The sequence below is a fragment of the Pseudomonas sp. Z4-7 genome (assembly GCF_051131965.1).
Taxonomy (GTDB): Bacteria; Pseudomonadota; Gammaproteobacteria; order Pseudomonadales; family Pseudomonadaceae; genus Aquipseudomonas.
On sequence record NZ_CP071642.1, the window covers coordinates 244,959 to 264,385 of the forward strand.

Consider the following 19,427-nt stretch of genomic DNA (forward strand, 5'->3'; position numbering starts at 1 on the left):
CGTCCGTACAACGCAAAGGAGTCTGCATGGCTGGTCCTGGAATCAAATTGATTGTTGGCTTGGGCGTGTGTGCGGTGTTGGCGGGGTGCGGTGACAAGAAGCCCGAGGAAAAAGCCTTGCCACGGGTTTTCGTGCAGCAGGCCATACCTTCCGAATACGCCGCCTCGGTGACGCTTACCGGCGACGTCCAGGCTCGCGTGCAGGCTGACCTGTCGTTTCGTGTCGGCGGCAAGATCATCGAGCGCAAAGTCGACGTCGGCGACCGGGTCTCGGCCCGGCAAGTGCTGGCCCGGCTCGATCCGCGGGACCTGCAGACCAACGTCGACTCCGCCGAGGCCCAGGTGGCCGCCGAACAGGCGCGGGTCAAGCAGAGTGCGGCGGCATTTGTGCGCCAGCAAAAGCTCTTGCCCAAGGGCTACACCAGCCAGAGCGAATACGACGCGGCCCAGGCGCAACTGCGCAGCAGCCAGAGCGCGCTGACGGCGGCCCAGGCACAACTGGCCAATGCCCGCGAACAGCTGAGCTACACCGCACTGATCGCCGAGGCGCCGGGCATCATCACGGCGCGCCAGGCCGAAGTGGGCCAGGTGGTCCAGGCCACGGAGCCGATCTTCAGCCTGGCCCGGGACGGTGAGCGCGACGCGGTGTTCAACATCTACGAGTCGCTGCTGAGCGAACCGCCATCGGCGCCGGACATTGTCATCAGCCTGCTCGACAACCCTGCCATCAAGACCACCGGTACGGTGCGCGAGATCACCCCGGCGGTGTCCGCCGAGACCGGCACCGTGCAGGTCAAGGTCACGCTCAACGACTTGCCCGAAGGCATGCGCCTGGGTTCGGTGGTCAGCGCCACCGCCAAATCCGCAGGAAAAACCGCCGTGGAGCTGCCCTGGTCGGCACTGACCAAGAATCTCAGTAATCCGGCCGTGTGGCTGGTGGACGGCGAAGGCAAGGCGCAGTTGCACAACGTCACCGTTAGCCGCTACCTGACCGGCAAGGTCATCGTCAGCGACGGGCTCAAGGGCGGCGAAAAAGTCATCATTGCCGGCGGGCAGTTGCTTCATCCGGGCATGCGCGTCGAGATCGCTGAAAACAGCTATGAGAAAAACCCGTCAGGAGCCCAGCCATGAAGCGCCTGTGGATGGTCGCGGCCGGCCTGCTGCTGGCCGCCTGCTCGAAAGAAGAAGCACCGCCGGAGCCGGTGCGGCCGGTGTTGTCCATTGAGGTCCGGGCCTTGGACCAGCAGGCTCTGGGACGCTTCGCCGGGAATATCCAGGCGCGCTACGAAACCAACGTGGGTTTTCGTGTGCCCGGGCGCATCGCCAGTCGCAACGTCGATGTTGGCGCGGAAGTGAAGAAGGGCGACCTGCTCGCAACCCTCGACCCCACCGACCAGCAGAACCAGTTGCGCGCCGCCCAGGGCGACCTGGCGCGGATCGAGGCGCAGTACATCAATGCCCAGGCCAATGCCCGTCGTCAGCAGCAATTGTTCGACCGTGGCGTCGGTGCCCAGGCACAACTGGACATCGCCCAGACGGACCTGAAAACCACCGCTGCCTCCCTGGAACAGGCCAAGGCCACGGTGGAACAGGCCCGCGACCAGCTCAACTACAGCGAACTGCGTACCGACCATGACGCGGTCGTCACCGCCTGGACGGCCGAGGCGGGGCAGGTGGTGACCGCCGGCCAGCAAGTAGTGACGCTGGCCCGCCCCGACGTCAAGGAAGCGGTGATCGACTTGCCCGCCGGGCTGGCCGAGCGCCTGCCCGAGGATGTGGTGTTCGAGGTCGCTGCGCAGCTCGACCCGGCGACCCACACCACGGCCATCGTGCGCGAGATCGAGCCTCAGGCGCAAAGCGCCACCCGTACCCGCCGCGCGCGCCTGACCCTGACCGATACCCCGCCGGGCTTTCGCCTGGGCACCGCCATCAGCGTGACTCTGAGCTCAGCCATCGAACCGCGCATCGAGCTGCCGCTCAGCGCGTTGCAGGAAGTCGACGGCAAGGCGCGAATCTGGCTGATCGACCCGCAGAGCCAGACAGTCTCGCCACGAGAAGTACAGATTATCGAGCGATCGGCCGGTTCGGTCCTGGTCGCCAACGGCATCAAGCCTGGCGACCGCGTGGTCAGCGCCGGGGTGAACAGTCTCCAGCCGGGGCAAAAAGTGAAACTCGACGAGGACGCACGATGAAAGGGCCTTTCAACTTATCCGAATGGGCCCTGCGGCATCAGTCTTTCGTGTGGTACCTGATGTTCGTCGCATTGCTGATGGGCGTGTTCTCGTACATGAACCTGGGCCGCGAAGAAGACCCGTCGTTCACCATCAAGACCATGGTCATCCAGACCCGCTGGCCCGGCGCGACCCAGGAAGAAACCCTCGACCAGGTCACCGACCGCATCGAGAAAAAACTCGAAGAGCTCGATTCCCTCGATTATGTGAAGAGTTACACCCGGCCGGGGGAGTCGACGGTGTTCGTGTATCTGCGCGATACCACCGGCGCGGAGGAAATCCCGCAGATCTGGTACCAGGTGCGCAAGAAGATCGACGACATCCGCGGCGAATTTCCCCAGGGCCTGCAGGGACCGGGGTTCAACGACGAGTTCGGCGATGTGTACGGCTCCGTGTACGCTTTCACCGGCGACGGCCTGTCGATGCGTCAGTTGCGCGATTATGTCGAACAGGTGCGCGCCGAGATCCGCGACGTGCCCGGCCTGGGCAAGGTGGAAATGGTCGGCGAGCAGGACGAAGTGCTGTACCTGAATTTTTCCACGCGCAAACTCGCCGCATTGGGCATCGACCAGCGCCAGGTAGTACAGAGCCTGCAGTCGCAGAACGCCGTGACCCCGGCAGGGGTGATCGACGCCGGGCCGGAGCGGATCTCCGTGCGCACGTCCGGCCAGTTCCAATCGGAAAAGGACCTGGCCAACGTCAACCTGCGACTCAATGATCGTTTCTATCGCCTCGCCGATATCGCCGACATTCGCCGTGGTTACGTCGACCCCGCCACGCCGATGTTCCGCTTCAACGGCACGCCGGCGATCGGTCTTGCCATTGCCATGAAGAAGGGCGGCAACATCCAGGAGTTCGGCAAGGCGCTGCATGCGCGCATGGACGAACTGACCGCGGACCTTCCGGTGGGCGTCGGCGTGCACACGGTGTCGGACCAGGCCGAAGTGGTGGAGGAAGCCGTCGGCGGCTTCACCAGCGCCTTGTTCGAGGCGGTGATCATCGTTCTGGTGGTCAGTTTCATCAGCCTCGGCATCCGCGCCGGGCTGGTGGTGGCCTGCTCGATCCCGCTGGTGCTGGCGATGGTGTTCGTGTTCATGGAATACAGCGGCATCACCATGCAGCGGATTTCCCTCGGTGCATTGATCATCGCCCTCGGCTTGCTGGTGGACGACGCCATGATCACCGTGGAAATGATGGTCACGCGATTGGAAAAAGGCGATTCCAAGGATCAGGCCGCGACGTTTGCCTATACCTCGACCGCTTTTCCGATGCTCACCGGGACCCTGGTGACCGTGGCCGGTTTTGTGCCCATCGGCCTGAACGCCAGTTCGGCTGGCGAATACACCTTCACGCTGTTCGCGGTGATTGCCGTGGCGATGCTGGTGTCCTGGATCGTCGCGGTGCTGTTCGCCCCGGTGATCGGCGTGCACATTCTCAGTCCCAACGTAAAGCCCCACAGCAACGAGCCGGGACGGGTCGGACGGGCCTTCAACGGTGGCCTGCTATGGGCGATGCGCAATCGCTGGTGGGCAATCGGGATCACCGTGCTGCTGTTCGCGCTGGCGGTATTCTGCATGCGCTTCGTACAGAACCAGTTCTTCCCGTCCTCGGACCGCCCGGAGATCCTGGTGGACCTCAACCTGCCGCAAAACGCCTCGATGGACGAGACGCGCAAGGCGGTCGATCGCCTGGAGGCCACCCTCAAGGGCGACCCGGACATCGCGCGCTGGAGCACTTACATCGGCGAAGGCGCCATTCGCTTCTACCTGCCGCTGGACCAGCAACTGCAGAACCCGTACTACGCGCAACTGGTGATCGTCAGCAAGGATCTGGAGTCGCGCACGGCCCTCAGCGAACGCCTGCAAAAGCGCCTGCGTGAAGATTTCGTCGGCATCGGCAGCTACGTGCAGGCGCTGGAAATGGGCCCGCCGGTCGGCCGGCCGATCCAGTACCGGGTCAGCGGCAAGGACATCGACCAGGTGCGCAAGCATGCCATCGAGCTTGCCACCGAACTGGACAAGAACTCGCACATTGGCGAGATCATCTACGACTGGAACGAGCCGGGCAAAGTACTGCGCATCGACATCGCCCAGGACAAGGCGCGGCAACTGGGATTGTCTTCGGATGACGTGGCCCGGCTGATGAACAGCATTGTCAGCGGCTCGCCGGTGACCCAGGTCAACGACGATATCTACCTGATCGACGTGGTGGGTCGCGCCGAAGACGCCGAGCGCGGTTCGCCGGAAACCTTGCAGAACCTGCAGATCGTCACACCGGGTGGGACCTCGATTCCGCTGCTGGCCTTTGCCACGGTGCGCTACGAGCTGGAGCAACCACTGGTGTGGCGCCGCGACCGCAAGCCGACCATTACCATCAAGGCTGCCGTGCGCGATGAAATCCAGCCGACGGACCTGGTGCGGCAACTGCAACCGGACATCGACAGGTTCGCCGCCAAATTGCCGGTAGGCTACAAGGTCGCCACCGGCGGCACGGTGGAGGAAAGCAGCAAGGCCCAGGGGCCGATCGCCAGCGTGGTGCCGCTGATGTTGTTCCTGATGGCGACATTCCTGATGATCCAGTTGCACAGCGTGCAGAAATTGTTCCTGGTGGCCAGTGTCGCGCCCCTGGGTTTGATCGGCGTGGTCCTGGCGCTGGTGCCGACGGGTACGCCCATGGGCTTTGTGGCGATCCTCGGGATCCTTGCGCTGATCGGCATCATCATCCGCAACTCGGTGATCCTGGTGACCCAGATCGACGAATACGAACGTGACGGCTACGAACCCTGGGATGCGGTGGTGGAAGCGACCGAGCACCGGCGCCGGCCGATCCTGTTGACGGCGGCGGCGGCGAGCCTGGGAATGATCCCGATCGCCCGGGAAGTGTTCTGGGGCCCGATGGCCTACGCGATGATCGGCGGGATCATCGTCGCCACGCTGCTGACGCTGCTGTTCCTGCCAGCGCTGTATGTGGCCTGGTACAAGATCCGCGAGCCCAAGCGCGAGTGACACGGCAGCCTTCGCTGCCCTTGTGGCGAGGGAGCTTGCTCCCGCTGGGCCGCGAAGCGGCCCCAATAAGGCCTGCTGCGCAGCCCATCGCGAGCAAGCTCGCTCCCACAGGGATCTTTAGTGAACACATATTCTATGAGCAGCAAAGAACCACTGTGGGAGCGAGCTTGCTCGCGATAGGGCCCTTCCAGTCACCGTCAATCTTTACTTGCGCAACAACCGCAACCCATTGAACACCACCAGCAAGCTCACCCCCATGTCGGCAAACACCGCCATCCACATGGTGGCGAACCCGGCGAAGGTCACCCCAAGGAAAATCGCCTTGATCACCAACGCCAGGGCGATGTTCTGCTTGAGGATGCTCGACGTCTGCCGCGACAGCCGGATGAACGCGGGAATCTTGCGCAGGTCGTCGTCCATCAGCGCTACGTCCGCGGTCTCGATGGCGGTGTCGGTGCCGGCCGCCGCCATGGCGAAGCCGATTTCCGAGCGGGCCAGGGCCGGGGCATCGTTGATGCCGTCGCCCACCATGCCGACCCGGTGACCCCCGGCGTAGAGCTTCTCGATGATTTGCAGCTTGTCTTCCGGCAACAGGTCGCCGTGGGCTCGGTCCATGCCCACCTGTGCGGCAATCGCCTCGGCGGTGTGGGCGTTGTCGCCGGTCAGCATCAGCGTCTTGATGCCCAGGTCATGCAACTGCCGGATCGCTTCGCGGCTGGAGTCCTTGACGGTATCGGCCACGGCAAACAGCGCCAGAGGCATGGTGCTGCCAAGCAGCAGCACGACGGACTTGCCTTGTTTTTCCAAGGCGAAGAGTTTCGCTTCCAGCTCGGGAGAGCACAGGCCCAGGTCTTCCACGAGGCGATGGTTACCCAAGTGATAGGTCTGGCCGCCGATGTCACCGCGAACGCCGCGCCCGGCAAGCGCCGCGAAGTTATCCACAACCTGCTGCGCCAGTTGTTTATCCACAGCCGCGTGGGCAATCGCCCGGGATACCGGATGGTCCGACCGCGCCGCGAGGCTGGCGGCCAGGGCCGGTGCGGTGGTTTCCACGCTGGGGTCCAGAGCCAGGTAATCGGTCTGCACCGGTTTGCCGTGGGTGATCGTGCCGGTCTTGTCCAAGGCCAGGTAATCGAGCTTGTGGCCGCCCTCCAGGTACACGCCGCCCTTGACCAGGATGCCTTTGCGCGCCGCTGCCGCCAGGCCGCTGACGATGGTCACGGGGGTGGAAATCACCAGTGCACATGGGCAGGCGACCACCAGCAGGACCAGCGCCCGGTAGATCCAGTCGAACCAGACTGCGCCCATGAACAGCGGCGGGATGACGGCCACAGCCAAGGCCAGGGCAAACACCGCCGGGGTGTAGATTGTCGAGAACCGGTCAACGAAGCGCTGAGTCGGTGCCCGGGCCCCCTGGGCCTGCTCCACGGCATGGATAATCCGCGCCAGGGTGGATTGATCGGCCGCGGCGGTCACGGCGTATTCCAGTTCGCCGGCCTGGTTGATGGTGCCGGCAAACACTTTGTCGCCCACGGTCTTGTCCACCGGCAGGCTTTCCCCGGTGATCGGCGCCTGGTCGATGGTCGAGCGACCTGCGACCACAGCGCCATCCAGCCCGACGCGTTCACCGGGGCGAACCCGCACCCGCGCGCCAAGGGCGATGCTCTTCACTTCCTGGACCTGCCAACTGCCATCGGCCTGCTGCACGGTGGCCTGTTCCGGCGCCATCTGCATCAGGCCGCTGATGGCGTTGCGCGCACGGTCGAGGGACTTGGCCTCGATCAGTTCGGCCACGGTGAACAGGAACATCACCATCGCCGCTTCCGGCCATTGGCCAATCAACACCGCGCCGGTCACGGCGATGCTCATCAGGGCGTTGATGTTCAGGTTCAGGTTCTTCAGGGCGATCCAGCCCTTCTTGTAGGTGGCGAGGCCACCGCTGAGGATCGACACCAGCGCCACCAACGCGACGACCCAGTTCGGCGCGGCGTTGGTGAAGTGAATCACCTCGGCGCCCAATGCTGTGACGCCGGACAACGCCAGCGGCCACCATGGTTTGGCTGGAGCGGGCGGGGTGTGAGTCGGTTTGTCCTGGCCAGCCGTCAACGGTTCCGCCTGCATTCCCAAGGACTCGATGGCCTTGATGATCGGCGTGTCGCTGGGCAGGTCATGGGTTACGCCCAGCACACGGTTGATCAGGTTGAATTCCAGTCGCTGCACGCCTTCAAGTTTGCCGAGCTTGTTCTGGATCAGTGTCTGTTCGGTAGGGCAGTCCATGGCTTCGATGCGAAAACTGCTCAGCCGCGCACCGTCCGTCGGCGTTTTGTCGAGCGTGACTACCGCCGGCGCTGCCTTGGATGAGCAGCAGGAGTGCCCGTGCTCATGGCCATGGGCGGGTCGGGGTGTATGGATGGAATCGTTCATCGGGTTACGTCCGTGAAAAGTGCCTGTTGCGCAGTAAAGACCCTGTAGCCACTATAGGGTCAAGCACCTATTTGGAGTTCATCCGATGAAGATTGGCGAACTGGCGAAAATCACCGACTGCCAGGTCGAGACCATCCGCTATTACGAACGTGAGGGGTTGCTGCCGGAACCGGCCCGCAGTGACGGCAATTATCGCGTCTACACCCAGGCCCATGCCGAGCGGCTGACGTTCATCCGCAACTGCCGGACCCTGGACATGACCCTGGAGGAAATCCGCAGCCTGCTCGCCTTGCGCGACAGCCCCCAGGACCAATGCGAGAGCGTCAACGCATTGATCGACGAACACATCCACCACGTCAAGGCGCGCATCGACGGACTGCAGGCCTTGCAGGCGCAACTGATCGACCTGCGCCATCGCTGTGGCGAAGGGCCGGATCTTGAGCAGTGTGGGATCTTGCAACGGTTGGAGGTGAGCGGGGCGGTGGCGCCGGAGGTGGAGCATTCACATGTGGGCAGGAGTCATGGGCATTGACCTGACCTGCAGCGCATGCAGATCCAGTGTGGGAGCGAGCTTGCTCGCGATAGCGGTCTATCAGTCAACATCTGTGTTGAATGTGATGACCTCATCGCGAGCAAGCTCGCTCCCACAGGGGAGACGTGGCGTTTTCTAGACCGCCATCGGCGCGGTCATCGGCGCATGGTGTTGGTAGCCTTCGAGGGAGAAGTCGCTCGGTTCGACCTGCTCCAGCCACTCGGGCTGGTATACGCCGGTCTTGGCGAACTCCGGCACGCGCTCGGAAATCAACAGTCGGGGCATCGGGAACGGCTCGCGCGTGAGCTGTTCATTGAGCATGTCCAAGTGGTTTTCGTAGACGTGGGCATCGCCGATGAAATAGGTGAACCAGCGCGGCGTATAACCGGTCAGGCGGCCAATCAGGCTTAGCAGCGCGGCGCCTTCGGTGAGGTTGAACGGCGTGCCCAGGCCCAGGTCGTTGGAGCGGATGTAGAGGGTCAGGGAGATTTCCCGGGTCTCGACATTCGGATGGAACTGATACAGCAGGTGGCACGGTGGCAGGGCCATTTCATCGAGCTGGGCGCAGTTCCAGCCGTGGAACAGGATGCGCCGGCTGCCCGGGTCCTTGATGATGGTGTCGACGCACTGGCGAACCTGATCGATAGCCTTGTACAGCACCACGTAGGCCTGGCCGTTTTCTTCGCCTTCGGCGATCTGCCGATAACCCTGGGCCAGCGTCTGCTCGATGGCGGCCGGGTTGCTCAGCGGGATCTGCTTGTAAGCCGGCCACTTGCGCCATTGCACGCCGTAGATCTCGCCCAGGTCGTCTTCGCCCTGGCGGAACGGGTTGGCCAGCCATTGCGCATTTTCGTTGGCATTCTGGTCCCAGACCTTGCAGCCCAGGGCCCGGAATTCGGCGGCATTGTTCACGCCACGCAAGAAACCGCACATCTCGCCAATGGCCGACTTGAAGGCCATCTTGCGCGTAGTGATGGCGGGAAAGCCTTCCTTCAGGTCATAGCGCAGCATCGCGCCAGGGAAACTGATGGTGTTCACGCCGGTGCGGTTGGCTTGCTTGGTGCCGTTCTTGATGACGTGAGCCACCAGGTCGAGATATTGCTTCATGAGTTACCTGTGTCCTTGAACCCGGGGCCAGCGCCCCGGGGTCCGAATTTTAAACCTTGGCCGCCGCAGCCGGTGCACGGTTATAAGCCAGCCAGATCAGCGCCAGGCCACCGATGATCATCGGCAGGCACAGCACCTGGCCCATGGTCAGCCAGTTCCACGCCAGATAGCCGAGCTGGGCGTCCGGTACGCGGACGAACTCGACGATGAAACGGAAGATCCCGTAGAACAGCGCAAACATGCCCGACACCGCCATGGTCGGCCGCGGCTTGCGCGAGAACAACCAGAGAATCAGGAACAGTGCCACGCCTTCCAGGGCGAACTGGTACAGCTGCGACGGGTGGCGCGGCAGTTGGGCCGGGTCGCTGAACGGCGGGAAGACCATCGCCCACGGCACGTCCGTCGGCTTGCCCCACAGCTCGGCGTTGATGAAATTGCCGATGCGCCCGGCGCCCAGGCCGATCGGCACCATCGGCGCGACGAAGTCCATCAGTTCGAAAAACGACTTGTTGTTGCGCTTGCCGAACCACAGCGCCGCCAGCATCACGCCGATGAAGCCCCCATGGAACGACATGCCGCCCTTCCAGACTTCAAAGATCAGCGTCGGGTTGGCCAGGTAGGCGCTCAGGTCGTAGAACAGTACATAGCCCAGGCGCCCGCCAACGATCACGCCCATGGACAGCCAGAACACCAGGTCCGAGAGCTTCTCTTTGTTCCAGGTCGGGTCAAACCGGTTGAGCCGGCGCGAGGCCAGCCACCAGGCACCGCCGATACCGATCAAGTACATGAGACCGTACCAGTGGATTTTCAGCGGGCCGATGGCCAGGGCAACCGGATCGATCTGCGGGTAAGGCAGCATTGATATTCCTCGTGAACGTCAAAAATACCCGGGCGAAGCTGCCACCTCGGGATTAAGCCAGGATTGCGTCAGAGCAGGAAACTCAAGCCCACACTGAACAACAAAGCGGCGAACAGCCGCTTGAGCAAGCGCGGCGACAGGCGATGGGCCAGTCGCGCGCCGAAACGGGCGAAGATCATGCTCGTCAGGGCGATGCCCAGCAGTGCCGGCAAATATACAAAACCGAGACTATGAGGCGGCAACAGCGGATCCTGCCACCCCAGAATCATGAAACTTAACGCACTGACCAGGGCGATGGGCAGCCCGCAGGCCGACGAAGTCGCCACCGCTTGTTGCATCGGCACGCTGCGCCAGGTCAGGAACGGTACGGTCAGCGAACCGCCGCCGATACCGAAAATCGCCGAGGCCCAGCCGACAACCGTGCCGGCCAGGCCCAATCCGACCTTGCCCGGCACGGTACGGCTGGCCTTCGGCTTGAAATCCAGCGCCAATTGCAGGGCAACGAGCATGGCGAATATGCCGATGATTTTTTGCAGATGCGGGCCGGAGATCGCTTCGGCGGTAATGGCGCCGAAACCGGCACCGATCAGGATCCCGACGGTCATCCAGGTAAAGATCTGCCAGCGCACCGCGCCTTTGCGGTGATGCTCGCGTACGGCATTCACCGAGGTAAAGATGATCGATGCCAGGGACGTACCGACAGCCAGGTGCGTCAACACCTGCGGGTCGAAACCCTGCAAGGTGAAACTGAACACCAGCACCGGGACGATGATCATCCCGCCGCCGACGCCGAATAGCCCGGCGAGTACACCGGCACAGGCGCCGAGCAGCAGATAAAGCAGGAATTCCACCAGCGTCGCCTCGACCATCGCAAACAAGAGCGGCATGGTAACGGATCGAGGGGCCTGGGCTCCACTGAAGGCGATGGATGCGTTGGTGATGTGTGGGTAAAGTAGGCACCACGAAAGCGGAGCTCGGATTTTTCACAGGACAACCTGATGTGCCTGATCGTATTTGCCTGGCGGCCCGGCCACGCCCAGCCGCTGATCGTGGCGGCCAACCGCGACGAGTTCTATGCGCGCCCGACGCTGCCACTGGCGCAATGGCCTGACGCGCCGCACGTGCATGCCGGTCGCGACCTGGAAGCGGGCGGCACCTGGCTCGGGGTCGGCGCCGGGGGCCGCTTTGCCGCGCTGACCAACATCCGCGATCCTGGCCAGCTCCCGGCGTTCAAGTCTCGCGGCGAGCTGGTGGCGCGGTTCCTGACCGGGAACCTGTCGATCGTCGATTATCTGAGCGAAGTCGTGCCGCGCGCCGGCGAGTATGGTGGCTTCAACCTGCTGCTGGGCGATGGCGCCGAACTGTGGCACTACAACGCGCGCGATACACGCCCGCAGTCGTTGGCCGAAGGGATCTACGGATTGTCCAACGCCGGGTTGAACACGCCCTGGCCGAAATTGCTCAAGGCCCGGACGGCGTTGAGTGAGGTGCTGCATGACCCGCAACCCCAAGCGCTGCTGACGCTATTGAACGATCCGCAACCGGCCCCGGTGGCGGAGCTGCCGGACACCGGCGTGGGACTGTCCACGGAAATGCTGCTGTCGAGCGTGTTCATCGCCAGCCCGGCCTACGGGACGCGGGCGAGCACGGCGCTGATCGTTAATGCTGACGGGACGCGGCAGATGGTCGAGCGCAGTTTCGGGCCGCATGGGGGGCATTTGGGGGAGGTGGAGCTGCTCGTTTAATGCCGACGATAACCCCGTGGCGAGGGAGCTTGCTCCCGCTGGGCTACGAAGTAGCCCCAAAGCTTTTGGGCGGGCTTCGCCCGCCAGCGGGAGCAAGCTCCCTCGCCACAAATGCTCGCCGCAGGATCTAGAGGGTCTTGTTCGAAGCCGGGTTGATCATCCGCGCCAACCCGAGGTTTTTCAGCGCCAACTGCAAGGAGCTATGGATCACCTGCGGATTGTCGATGGTCATCAGCTCCGCCAGCAGCTCCTGGGCCTTGCTGAGGTTGATCTGGCGCAGCATCCATTTCACTTTCGGCAGGTTGGTGGCGTTCATCGACAGGCTGTCGAAGCCCATCGCCATCAGCAGCACCGCCGCCGCCGGGTCGCCAGCCATTTCGCCGCAGATGCTCACCGGCTTGCCCTCGGCATGGGCGTCGCGAACGACGTTCTGCAAGGCTTGCAGCACGGCCGGATGCAGGTAGTCGTAGAGGTCGGCCACCCGTGGGTTGTTGCGATCCACGGCCAGCAGGTACTGGGTCAGGTCGTTGGAGCCTACCGACAGGAAGTCCACCTGCCGCGCCAGTTCCTTGGTCTGGTACACCGCTGCCGGAATCTCGATCATCACGCCCACCGGCGGCATGGGTACGTCGGTGCCTTCGTCGCGCACCTCGCCCCAGGCCCGGTGGATCAGGTGCAGGGCTTCTTCCAGCTCATGGGTGCCAGAGATCATCGGCAACAGGATGCGCAGGTTGTTCAGGCCTTCGCTGGCCTTGAGCATGGCGCGGGCCTGGACCAGGAAGATTTCCGGATGGTCGAGCGTCACGCGGATCCCGCGCCAGCCGAGGAACGGGTTGTCTTCCTTGATCGGGAAGTAGGACAGCGATTTGTCGCCGCCGATGTCCAGGCTACGCATGGTCACCGGTTGCGGATGAAACGCGGACAATTGCTCGCGGTAGATCGCCAGCTGTTCCTTTTCGCTGGGGAAACGCTGGTTGATCATGAACGGTACTTCGGTGCGGTACAGGCCCACGCCCTCGGCGCCACGCTTCTGCGCCCGGGCCACATCGGCCAACAGGCCGGTGTTGACCCACAACGGCATGCGATGGCCATCGAGGGTTATGCACGGCAGGTCGCGCAGGGCATCCAGGCCCAGGGAGAGTTGCTTCTCTTCCTCCACCACATCGGCAAACTGCTTGCGCAACACGTCGCTGGGGTTGGTGTAGACCTCGCCGTGGTAGCCGTCGACGATCATCTGGATGCCGTCGACCTTGGAATACGGCAGGTCCACCAAGCCCATGACCGTGGGAATGCCCATGGCCCGGGCCAGGATCGCCACGTGGGAGTTGCCCGAACCCAGTACCGAGACCAGGCCCGCCAGCTTGCCTTCCGGCACTTCGCCGAGCATCGCCGGAGTCAGCTCTTCGCTCACCAGGATGGTGTTGTCGGGGTAGACCAGGGTCTGCTGACGCTCTTGCTGCAGGTAGGCGAGCAGGCGGCGACCGAGGTCCTTGACGTCGGAGGCGCGCTCGCGCAGGTAGGCGTCGTCCATCAGTTCGAAACGGTTGACGTGGTCGGTCACCACCTGGCGCAACGCGCCCTGGGCCCATTGGCCGGTCTTGATGACCGTGGTCACTTCGCTGCCCAGGGAGGCATCGTCAAGCATCATCAGGTAGACATCGAACAACGCGCGCTCTTCAGGCCGCAGTTGCGTCGCCAGCTTGGCGGACAGGGCGCGCATGTCGGCTCGCACGCCTTCGATGGCAGTCTTGAACAAGCCCAGCTCGGCATTGATGTCGGCGATGGTCTTGTCCGGCACCACGTCGAGGTCGGCGGGTGGCAGCATGACCACCGCGGTGCCCACCGCCGCGCCCGGTGAGCCCGGCACGCCGACGAACTTGGCTTCCTGGATACCCTTGCCCTGGCGGCCCAGGCCGCTGATCGAGCCGGTGGCCTCGGCGTGGGCGATAACCCCGGCCAGTTGCGCGCTCATGGTCACGAGGAAGGCTTCTTCGCCCTCGTCGAACTGGCGGCGCTCTTTTTGCTGGATGACCAACACGCCGACGACGCGGCGGTGGTGAATGATCGGTGCGCCGAGGAACGATGCGTAGCGCTCTTCGCCGGTCTCGGCAAAGTAGCGATAACGAGGGTGATCGGCGGCGTTTTCCAGGTTCAGCGGTTCTTCCCGGGTACCGACCAGGCCGACCAGGCCTTCGTTGGGCGCCATGCTGACCTTGCCGATGGAGCGCTTGTTCAGGCCCTCGGTCGCCATCAGCACAAAACGGTTGGTCTCGGGGTCCAGCAGGTAGACCGAGCAGACCTGGCTGCCCATGGCCTCTTTGACGCGCAATACAATAATCCCCAACGCCGCCTTGAGATCCTTGGCGGAGTTAACTTCCTGGACGATCTTGCGCAGCGTATTGAGCATGGCTCGGGGTCGAACTCCGTCGTCAGTCGCGCGTCAGCAGGCGCGGGGCAAGCTCTTTGAGAGCGCGTCGATACACCTCGCGCTTGAATGTCACCACCTGGCCCAACGGATACCAATAACTGACCCAGCGCCAGCCATCGAATTCCGGTTTACCGGTCAAATCCATCCGCACCCGCTGCTCGTTGGAGATCAGGCGCAGGAGAAACCATTTCTGCTTCTGGCCGATACACAGCGGTTGGCTGTGCGTGCGGACCAGGCGTTGCGGCAAACGATAGCGCAACCAGCCTCGGGTGCAGGCGAGTATTTCGACATCCTCTCGCTCCAGCCCCACTTCTTCGTTCAACTCGCGGTACAAAGCCTCTTCCGGCGTCTCCTGGGGGTTGATCCCTCCCTGTGGAAACTGCCAGGCGTCTTGATTGATACGGCGAGCCCATAGCACCTGTCCGGCATCATTCGTAAGAATGATCCCCACATTGGGACGGAAACCATCGGGATCGATCACGGCAACAACCTCGCAAACGCATGTCGCCGCATTGTTCCACAAAGGTTGTGAAAGCAGCAACGAGGCTGCCCACCTTATGTGCACTCTTGTGAAAAGTCCGTATTCTGGGCGCCTTTCTCAAGAAATTTCAGCGAGTAACTGCAATGCGGCTGGCTTTATTCGACTTGGACAACACGCTGCTGGGCGGCGACAGCGATCACGCCTGGGGCGATTACCTCTGCGAGCGCGGGTTTCTGGATGCCGTCACCTACAAGGCGCGCAACGATGAGTTTTACCAGGACTACCTGGCCGGTAAGCTGGACAACGCCGCGTACCTGAATTTCTGCCTGGAAATCCTCGGCCGTACCGAGATGGAGGTGCTGGCGCAGTGGCATCTCGAGTACATGCGCGACTGCATCGAGCCGATCGTGCTGCCCCAAGCCATCGAGCTGCTGAAGAAACACCGTGATGCCGGCGACAAGCTGGTGATCATCACCGCCACCAACCGCTTCGTCACCGCGCCGATTGCCGAGCGTCTGGGCGTCGAAACCCTGATCGCCACCGAGTGCGAAATGATCGACGGTCGCTACAGTGGGCGCAGCACCGACATCCCCTGTTTCCGCGAGGGCAAGGTGACCCGGCTGAACCGCTGGCTGGAAGAGACCGGGTATTCGCTGGACGACAGCTACTTCTATAGCGACTCGATGAACGACTTGCCGCTGTTGGAAGCAGTGACGCACCCGGTGGCGGTCGATCCGGATCCGAACCTGCGGGCCGAGGCCGAGAAACGCGGCTGGCCGGTGATCAGCCTGCGCGACTGACCTCTCACGCAGGCTTGGCCACCATCAGGTAGAAGATCACCATGAACGCGAGGAACGCCGGCCAGCCCAGCGCAAACCACCAGCGCATGTAGGTGCTGGCCTTGAGCGGCATGGGCGTGCCGTCCTGCAAGGCTTGCTCGGCCATTTTGTGCACGCGGATCTGCAACCAGACCACCGGCAGCCAGCAGGCGCCCGCCAGGCAATAAAGGCCGATGCTCCACATCAACCAGCTCTGTTGCAGTGGCCAGCCGGCCACATGCATCAGGGCCAGGCCGCTCAGCGGCTGGAACACGGCGGTGGTGGCCGTGAACGCCCAATCGGCGAAGACCAGATGCTTGAAGGTGACGGCAATGACTTCAAGCTTGCCGCTGCGCCAGGCCCGCAGCGCGTAGTAGGCGGACCCCGCGCCCAAGCCGAAGAGGATGGTCGAGGACAGGATGTGCAGGGTTTTCAGTAGCACGTAAATGCTCATCGGCGCGGTTCAGTCCAAAGCAGCCATAAAGTGGCGACTATCAGCACCAGGTTCTTGGCGACAGCCGCATAAGGGTCAAACCAATAGTGCGGCAGGATAAAGCTGATGCAAAGCGTGTAGCCGAGCATCAATCCCAACTGTAACCGCAATGCCTGGCGGCGCCAGCGCTTGAATAGCATGCCCACGCCCAGCGCGCCGTCACACAGCGCACCGGCGATTACCGCAAGCTTCGCCCAGGCGCCGTGGACACCGGCTTCGGCCATGATACGCAAGCCCCAATCGTAGCCGGGGCCGAGGCAGACGATGGCGGTACCCAGCCAGATGATCGCCAGTACCGCGAGCATCAGCGGGCGGATCGCTCTGAGGCTGCTCTGGGCTGCGCTGGGCCAATCCTGCAAGCGGGTTTGTACGGGGGCGGCGTAATACCCGCAGATTGACGCGAGTGCCGCGGGGTCGGCCAGATTGTCCCTTTGTGCCAAGGCCAGGCTTTGCCTGTTCAACGCCCGCCAGCCGAACCGATCCCCAAGCCGGCTGCCCGGTTCAGTCAACAGCGCAGGGGCCTTGATGTAGCGGGCCGGCGCCCAACCTTGGGCGGCGCGCAGATGATCGATGAGTCGGGCCAGCGTCATCGGCTCCGGTCCTACCAGCGGCAATACCACCGACTCGGTCGGCCATTGCCGCAGCAGGGCGAGCACCGCGCCCACCAGGTCATCGACATGTACGGGCTGGATGCGCGCTTGAAGATTCAGCAAGGGAATCAACGGCCACGGAGAAAGGCCCTCCATCCAGCCGCTGCTCGCGCCGCCTGGTCCCACCACCAACGAGGGCCGCAGCACCACCGATACGCTGTCCAGCACGCAAAGATATTCGTCGGCCAAGCCTTTGCTCGCCAGGAACGGCACGTCCGATTGCGCACTCGCGCCCAGCGCGGAAATCTGCAGGATCCGGACACCGCGGCGCGCGGCCTGGTCGAACAACGCTCGCGCGCCCCGATCCTGGACCAGGCTCAGCGCCTCGGTGTCGACGCTGAGCAGCCCGGCCGCGTTGATCAGCAAATCGACGTCCAGGGGCAAGGCAAAGTGTTCAGGGTCGCCTGCCAGTACACCGAGATCCAGCTGCCGCCATTCAACCCCAGGCCAACCTGGCCCCTGAGGCTCACGGCTGGTTGCGATGATCGAGTGGCCAGCGCTGTGCAACGCTCGCAGCAGATGGCGCCCGATAAAACCGCCGCCTCCCACCAGTAGGATCTTCATGCCCGTCCCTGTCGCTTAAATCGGCTTGGCACCCATCAGCGCGGCGATGGACAGGAAGCCGACGCCACCGATGATCGCCAATGCCAGGGTAAACCTGCTGCCGCCACCGCTGCCCAAGCGCAGACGATTGAGCCTTGCCAGCAGCCAGAAAACGCAGAGCGTCGCCACCGTGTAGATCACGCTGGAACCCAACAGCCAGCTTTGCCCCAACGGCCAGCCCACCAGGTGAACCAGCCACCAGCCGGTGAACGGCATGCTCAGCATGCAGACCAGCATCACGCACCAGGCCAACAGCCAGGGACGCCGCAGCGTGCTGGCCGGTCCCTCGCTGCGTTTACGCCAGGCCAGGACGGCAAGGACTACACCGCAAGCCAGCAGCAGGACCGTGGCCGCGACGTGCAGGACTTTCAAGGTCAGCAGAGTTTCCATGGGATTTCCTTAAGGCCGATGTCCTTCAGCGTAGCCCTTCAACCAAGAAACAGCTGATAGGCCGGGTTATCGCTTTCATCCCAATACGGATAGCCGATTTCTTCCAGGGCGGCCGGTACCAGGTGGCGTTCATCGTGAGGCACTTGCAGCCCGGCGACCACGCGACCATCCGCCGCGCCATGGTTGCGGTAGTGGAACATCGAGATATTCCAGCGCCCGCCCAGCTTGTTGAGGAAGTTGAACAACGCGCCCGGACGCTCCGGGAACTCGAAACGCAGCACCACTTCGTCGATGACGTGGGCGGCGTGCCCGCCGACCATGTGGCGGATGTGCAGCTTGGCCAGCTCGTTGTCGGTCAAGTCCAGCACCGGGAAGCCTTGCTCGGTCAGGCTGGCGATCAACTTGCTGCGCGGATCGTTTTCCGGATGCGTCTGTACGCCGACGAAAATGTGCGCTTCGCTGCCGGTGTTGTATCGGTAGTTGAATTCGGTGATCTGCCGTTTGCCGATGGCTTCGCAGAACGCCTTGAAGCTGCCCGGCTGCTCAGGAATGGTCACGGCGATGATCGCCTCGCGCCCTTCGCCCAGCTCGGCGCGCTCGGCCACATGGCGCAAGCGATCGAAGTTGACGTTGGCGCCGGAATCGATGGCCACCAGGGTCTGACCGCTGATGCCCCGCGATTCGACGTACTTCTTGATCCCGGCCACGCCCAAGGCGCCGGCCGGTTCGGTGATCGAGCGGGTATCGTCGTAGATATCCTTTATGGCTGCGCAGATCTCGTCGGTGCTGACGGTGATCACTTCATCCACGTAGTGCTTGCAGATATCAAAGGTGTGCTGGCCGATCTGCGCCACGGCCACGCCGTCGGCGAACAGGCCGACGGTCGGCAATACCACGCGCTCCCCGGCGGCCAGGGCCGCTTGCAGGCAATTGGAGTCATCAGGCTCGACGCCGATGATCCTGATCTCGGGGCGCAGGTATTTCACGTAGGCCGCGATCCCGGCAATCAGCCCGCCACCGCCCACCGGGACGAATATCGCATCGAGGCGCCCGGGGTGCTGGCGGAGGATCTCCATCGCCACGGTGCCCTGCCCGGCGATGGTATGAGGGTCGTCATAGGGATGGATATAGACGTAGCCCTTTTCGTCGACCAGCTTCAGCGAATACGCCAGCGCCTCGGGGAACGAGTCGCCATGCAACACCACTTTGCCGCCGCGGGAGCGTACGCCTTCGACCTTGATTTCCGGGGTGGTCTTGGGCATGACGATGGTGGCTTTGACGCCCAGCACCTTGGCTGCCAGCGCCAGGCCCTGGGCGTGGTTGCCGGCCGAGGCCGTGACTACGCCACGGGCGCGCTCTTCGTCGCTGAGTTGGGTCAGCTTGTTGTAGGCCCCGCGAATCTTGAACGAGAACACCGGCTGCAGGTCTTCACGCTTGAGCCAGACGTCATTGCCCAGCCGCTCGGAGAGCTGGCGAGCGGTCTGCAACGGGGTTTCAACGGCAACGTCATAAACGCGCGAGGTGAGGATCTTCTTGACGTACTGTTCGAGCATCGGAAAGCATCACTGAGCGGGTTGGGCAGGGCCAGGGAGTCTAACCCGGCTTTTGGCCGGGCGACCACACGAATTAAGGCACTTGCCACACTGGATCTGTGCCAAACAG

The 19,427-nt window shown here is 63.3% G+C and carries 16 protein-coding genes; 6 read left to right on the forward strand and 10 right to left on the reverse strand.

Annotation, left to right across the window (positions count from 1 at the left end; all coding sequences use genetic code 11):
• The first annotated feature begins 26 nt into the window (after window positions 1-26).
• From J3P91_RS01005 to J3P91_RS01015, 3 genes are read left to right on the forward strand one after another with little or no spacing between them, the layout of a single operon-like run.
• Window positions 27-1,130, forward strand: a complete 1,104-nt coding sequence (locus J3P91_RS01005; RefSeq protein WP_434602480.1) for an efflux RND transporter periplasmic adaptor subunit — start codon at window positions 27-29, stop codon at window positions 1,128-1,130.
• Window positions 1,127-2,191 (forward strand): efflux RND transporter periplasmic adaptor subunit, encoded by a 1,065-nt coding sequence (locus J3P91_RS01010; RefSeq protein ID WP_434602481.1) that lies wholly within the window; start codon window positions 1,127-1,129, stop codon window positions 2,189-2,191. Before J3P91_RS01005 ends, J3P91_RS01010 begins: the two co-directional genes overlap by 4 nt.
• Window positions 2,188-5,235: an efflux RND transporter permease subunit gene (locus J3P91_RS01015; protein ID WP_434602482.1), complete on the forward strand. Its 3,048-nt coding sequence runs from the start codon at window positions 2,188-2,190 to the stop codon at window positions 5,233-5,235. Before J3P91_RS01010 ends, J3P91_RS01015 begins: the two co-directional genes overlap by 4 nt.
• 204 nt (window positions 5,236-5,439) lie before the next feature.
• Here the strand turns inward: J3P91_RS01015 and J3P91_RS01020 are convergent, their stop codons facing one another.
• Entirely contained in the window at window positions 5,440-7,659 is a 2,220-nt protein-coding gene (locus J3P91_RS01020; RefSeq protein ID WP_434602483.1) for a heavy metal translocating P-type ATPase, read from the reverse strand.
• A gap of 85 nt (window positions 7,660-7,744) precedes the next feature.
• Here J3P91_RS01020 and cadR point away from each other — a divergent pair, with 85 nt between their 5' ends.
• On the forward strand, window positions 7,745-8,191 hold the full coding sequence (gene cadR, locus J3P91_RS01025) for a Cd(II)/Pb(II)-responsive transcriptional regulator (protein ID WP_434570409.1): 447 nt from the start codon (window positions 7,745-7,747) through the stop codon (window positions 8,189-8,191).
• Window positions 8,192-8,326: 135 nt separating this feature from the next.
• Here the strand turns inward: cadR and J3P91_RS01030 are convergent, their stop codons facing one another.
• The 3 genes from J3P91_RS01030 to J3P91_RS01040 all read right to left on the reverse strand — a co-directional run bounded on the left by J3P91_RS01030 (window position 8,327) and on the right by J3P91_RS01040 (window position 11,008).
• Window positions 8,327-9,298: a thymidylate synthase gene (locus J3P91_RS01030; RefSeq protein WP_434602484.1), complete on the reverse strand. Its 972-nt coding sequence runs from the start codon at window positions 9,296-9,298 to the stop codon at window positions 8,327-8,329.
• 49 nt (window positions 9,299-9,347) lie between these two features.
• Complete coding sequence (gene lgt, locus J3P91_RS01035; RefSeq protein ID WP_434570407.1) at window positions 9,348-10,157, reverse strand: prolipoprotein diacylglyceryl transferase; 810 nt, start codon at window positions 10,155-10,157, stop codon at window positions 9,348-9,350.
• Window positions 10,158-10,225: 68 nt separating this feature from the next.
• Window positions 10,226-11,008 carry a sulfite exporter TauE/SafE family protein gene (locus tag J3P91_RS01040; RefSeq protein ID WP_434574314.1) on the reverse strand — a complete coding sequence of 261 codons (783 nt, stop codon included), beginning with the start codon at window positions 11,006-11,008 and terminating at the stop codon, window positions 10,226-10,228.
• Between the two features lie 147 nt (window positions 11,009-11,155).
• Between J3P91_RS01040 and J3P91_RS01045 the strand changes: the two genes are divergently transcribed.
• On the forward strand, window positions 11,156-11,902 hold the full coding sequence (locus J3P91_RS01045; RefSeq protein WP_434602485.1) for an NRDE family protein: 747 nt from the start codon (window positions 11,156-11,158) through the stop codon (window positions 11,900-11,902).
• A 127-nt stretch (window positions 11,903-12,029) separates the two neighbouring features.
• On the opposite strand, the gene ptsP is transcribed toward J3P91_RS01045, so the two are convergent.
• Both ptsP and J3P91_RS01055 read right to left on the reverse strand, forming a co-directional pair.
• Complete coding sequence (gene ptsP / locus J3P91_RS01050) at window positions 12,030-14,309, reverse strand: phosphoenolpyruvate--protein phosphotransferase (protein ID WP_305497566.1); 2,280 nt, start codon at window positions 14,307-14,309, stop codon at window positions 12,030-12,032.
• A 22-nt stretch (window positions 14,310-14,331) separates the two neighbouring features.
• Window positions 14,332-14,811: an RNA pyrophosphohydrolase gene (locus J3P91_RS01055; protein ID WP_003186867.1), complete on the reverse strand. Its 480-nt coding sequence runs from the start codon at window positions 14,809-14,811 to the stop codon at window positions 14,332-14,334.
• A 143-nt stretch (window positions 14,812-14,954) separates the two neighbouring features.
• Here J3P91_RS01055 and J3P91_RS01060 point away from each other — a divergent pair, with 143 nt between their 5' ends.
• On the forward strand, window positions 14,955-15,611 hold the full coding sequence (locus J3P91_RS01060) for an HAD family hydrolase (protein ID WP_434570403.1): 657 nt from the start codon (window positions 14,955-14,957) through the stop codon (window positions 15,609-15,611).
• Window positions 15,612-15,615: 4 nt separating this feature from the next.
• On the opposite strand, the gene J3P91_RS01065 is transcribed toward J3P91_RS01060, so the two are convergent.
• Genes J3P91_RS01065 through ilvA form a run of 4 tightly spaced genes read right to left on the reverse strand, consistent with a single transcriptional unit; the run spans window position 15,616 to window position 19,318 of the window.
• The gene (locus tag J3P91_RS01065; RefSeq protein ID WP_434602486.1) at window positions 15,616-16,083 is read right to left on the reverse strand and encodes a DUF2269 family protein; all 468 of its coding nucleotides are present in this window, start codon (window positions 16,081-16,083) and stop codon (window positions 15,616-15,618) included.
• Complete coding sequence (locus tag J3P91_RS01070; RefSeq protein ID WP_434602487.1) at window positions 16,080-17,336, reverse strand: SDR family oxidoreductase; 1,257 nt, start codon at window positions 17,334-17,336, stop codon at window positions 16,080-16,082. Before J3P91_RS01070 ends, J3P91_RS01065 begins: the two co-directional genes overlap by 4 nt.
• Window positions 17,337-17,351: 15 nt before the next feature.
• Complete coding sequence (locus J3P91_RS01075; protein WP_434570397.1) at window positions 17,352-17,765, reverse strand: DUF2269 family protein; 414 nt, start codon at window positions 17,763-17,765, stop codon at window positions 17,352-17,354.
• A 38-nt stretch (window positions 17,766-17,803) separates the two neighbouring features.
• Window positions 17,804-19,318, reverse strand: a complete 1,515-nt coding sequence (ilvA, locus tag J3P91_RS01080) for a threonine ammonia-lyase, biosynthetic (protein WP_305497561.1) — start codon at window positions 19,316-19,318, stop codon at window positions 17,804-17,806.
• Window positions 19,319-19,427 lie beyond the last annotated feature (109 nt).

What these genes read in the sequence shown, in the direction of transcription:
- J3P91_RS01010 (WP_434602481.1), top strand. Translation starts at nt 1,127, where the DNA reads ATGAAGCGCCTGTGGATGGTCGCGGCCGGCCTGCTGCTGGCCGCCTGC.
- cadR (WP_434570409.1), top strand. Translation starts at nt 7,745, where the DNA reads ATGAAGATTGGCGAACTGGCGAAAATCACCGACTGCCAGGTCGAGACC.
- J3P91_RS01070 (WP_434602487.1), bottom strand. Translation starts at nt 17,336, where the DNA reads ATGAAGATCCTACTGGTGGGAGGCGGCGGTTTTATCGGGCGCCATCTG.
- J3P91_RS01005 (WP_434602480.1), top strand. Translation starts at nt 27, where the DNA reads ATGGCTGGTCCTGGAATCAAATTGATTGTTGGCTTGGGCGTGTGTGCG.
- ptsP (WP_305497566.1), bottom strand. Translation starts at nt 14,309, where the DNA reads ATGCTCAATACGCTGCGCAAGATCGTCCAGGAAGTTAACTCCGCCAAG.
- ilvA (WP_305497561.1), bottom strand. Translation starts at nt 19,318, where the DNA reads ATGCTCGAACAGTACGTCAAGAAGATCCTCACCTCGCGCGTTTATGAC.
- J3P91_RS01065 (WP_434602486.1), bottom strand. Translation starts at nt 16,083, where the DNA reads ATGAGCATTTACGTGCTACTGAAAACCCTGCACATCCTGTCCTCGACC.
- J3P91_RS01060 (WP_434570403.1), top strand. Translation starts at nt 14,955, where the DNA reads ATGCGGCTGGCTTTATTCGACTTGGACAACACGCTGCTGGGCGGCGAC.
- J3P91_RS01015 (WP_434602482.1), top strand. Translation starts at nt 2,188, where the DNA reads ATGAAAGGGCCTTTCAACTTATCCGAATGGGCCCTGCGGCATCAGTCT.
- lgt (WP_434570407.1), bottom strand. Translation starts at nt 10,157, where the DNA reads ATGCTGCCTTACCCGCAGATCGATCCGGTTGCCCTGGCCATCGGCCCG.
- J3P91_RS01030 (WP_434602484.1), bottom strand. Translation starts at nt 9,298, where the DNA reads ATGAAGCAATATCTCGACCTGGTGGCTCACGTCATCAAGAACGGCACC.
- J3P91_RS01075 (WP_434570397.1), bottom strand. Translation starts at nt 17,765, where the DNA reads ATGGAAACTCTGCTGACCTTGAAAGTCCTGCACGTCGCGGCCACGGTC.
- J3P91_RS01045 (WP_434602485.1), top strand. Translation starts at nt 11,156, where the DNA reads ATGTGCCTGATCGTATTTGCCTGGCGGCCCGGCCACGCCCAGCCGCTG.
- J3P91_RS01020 (WP_434602483.1), bottom strand. Translation starts at nt 7,659, where the DNA reads ATGAACGATTCCATCCATACACCCCGACCCGCCCATGGCCATGAGCAC.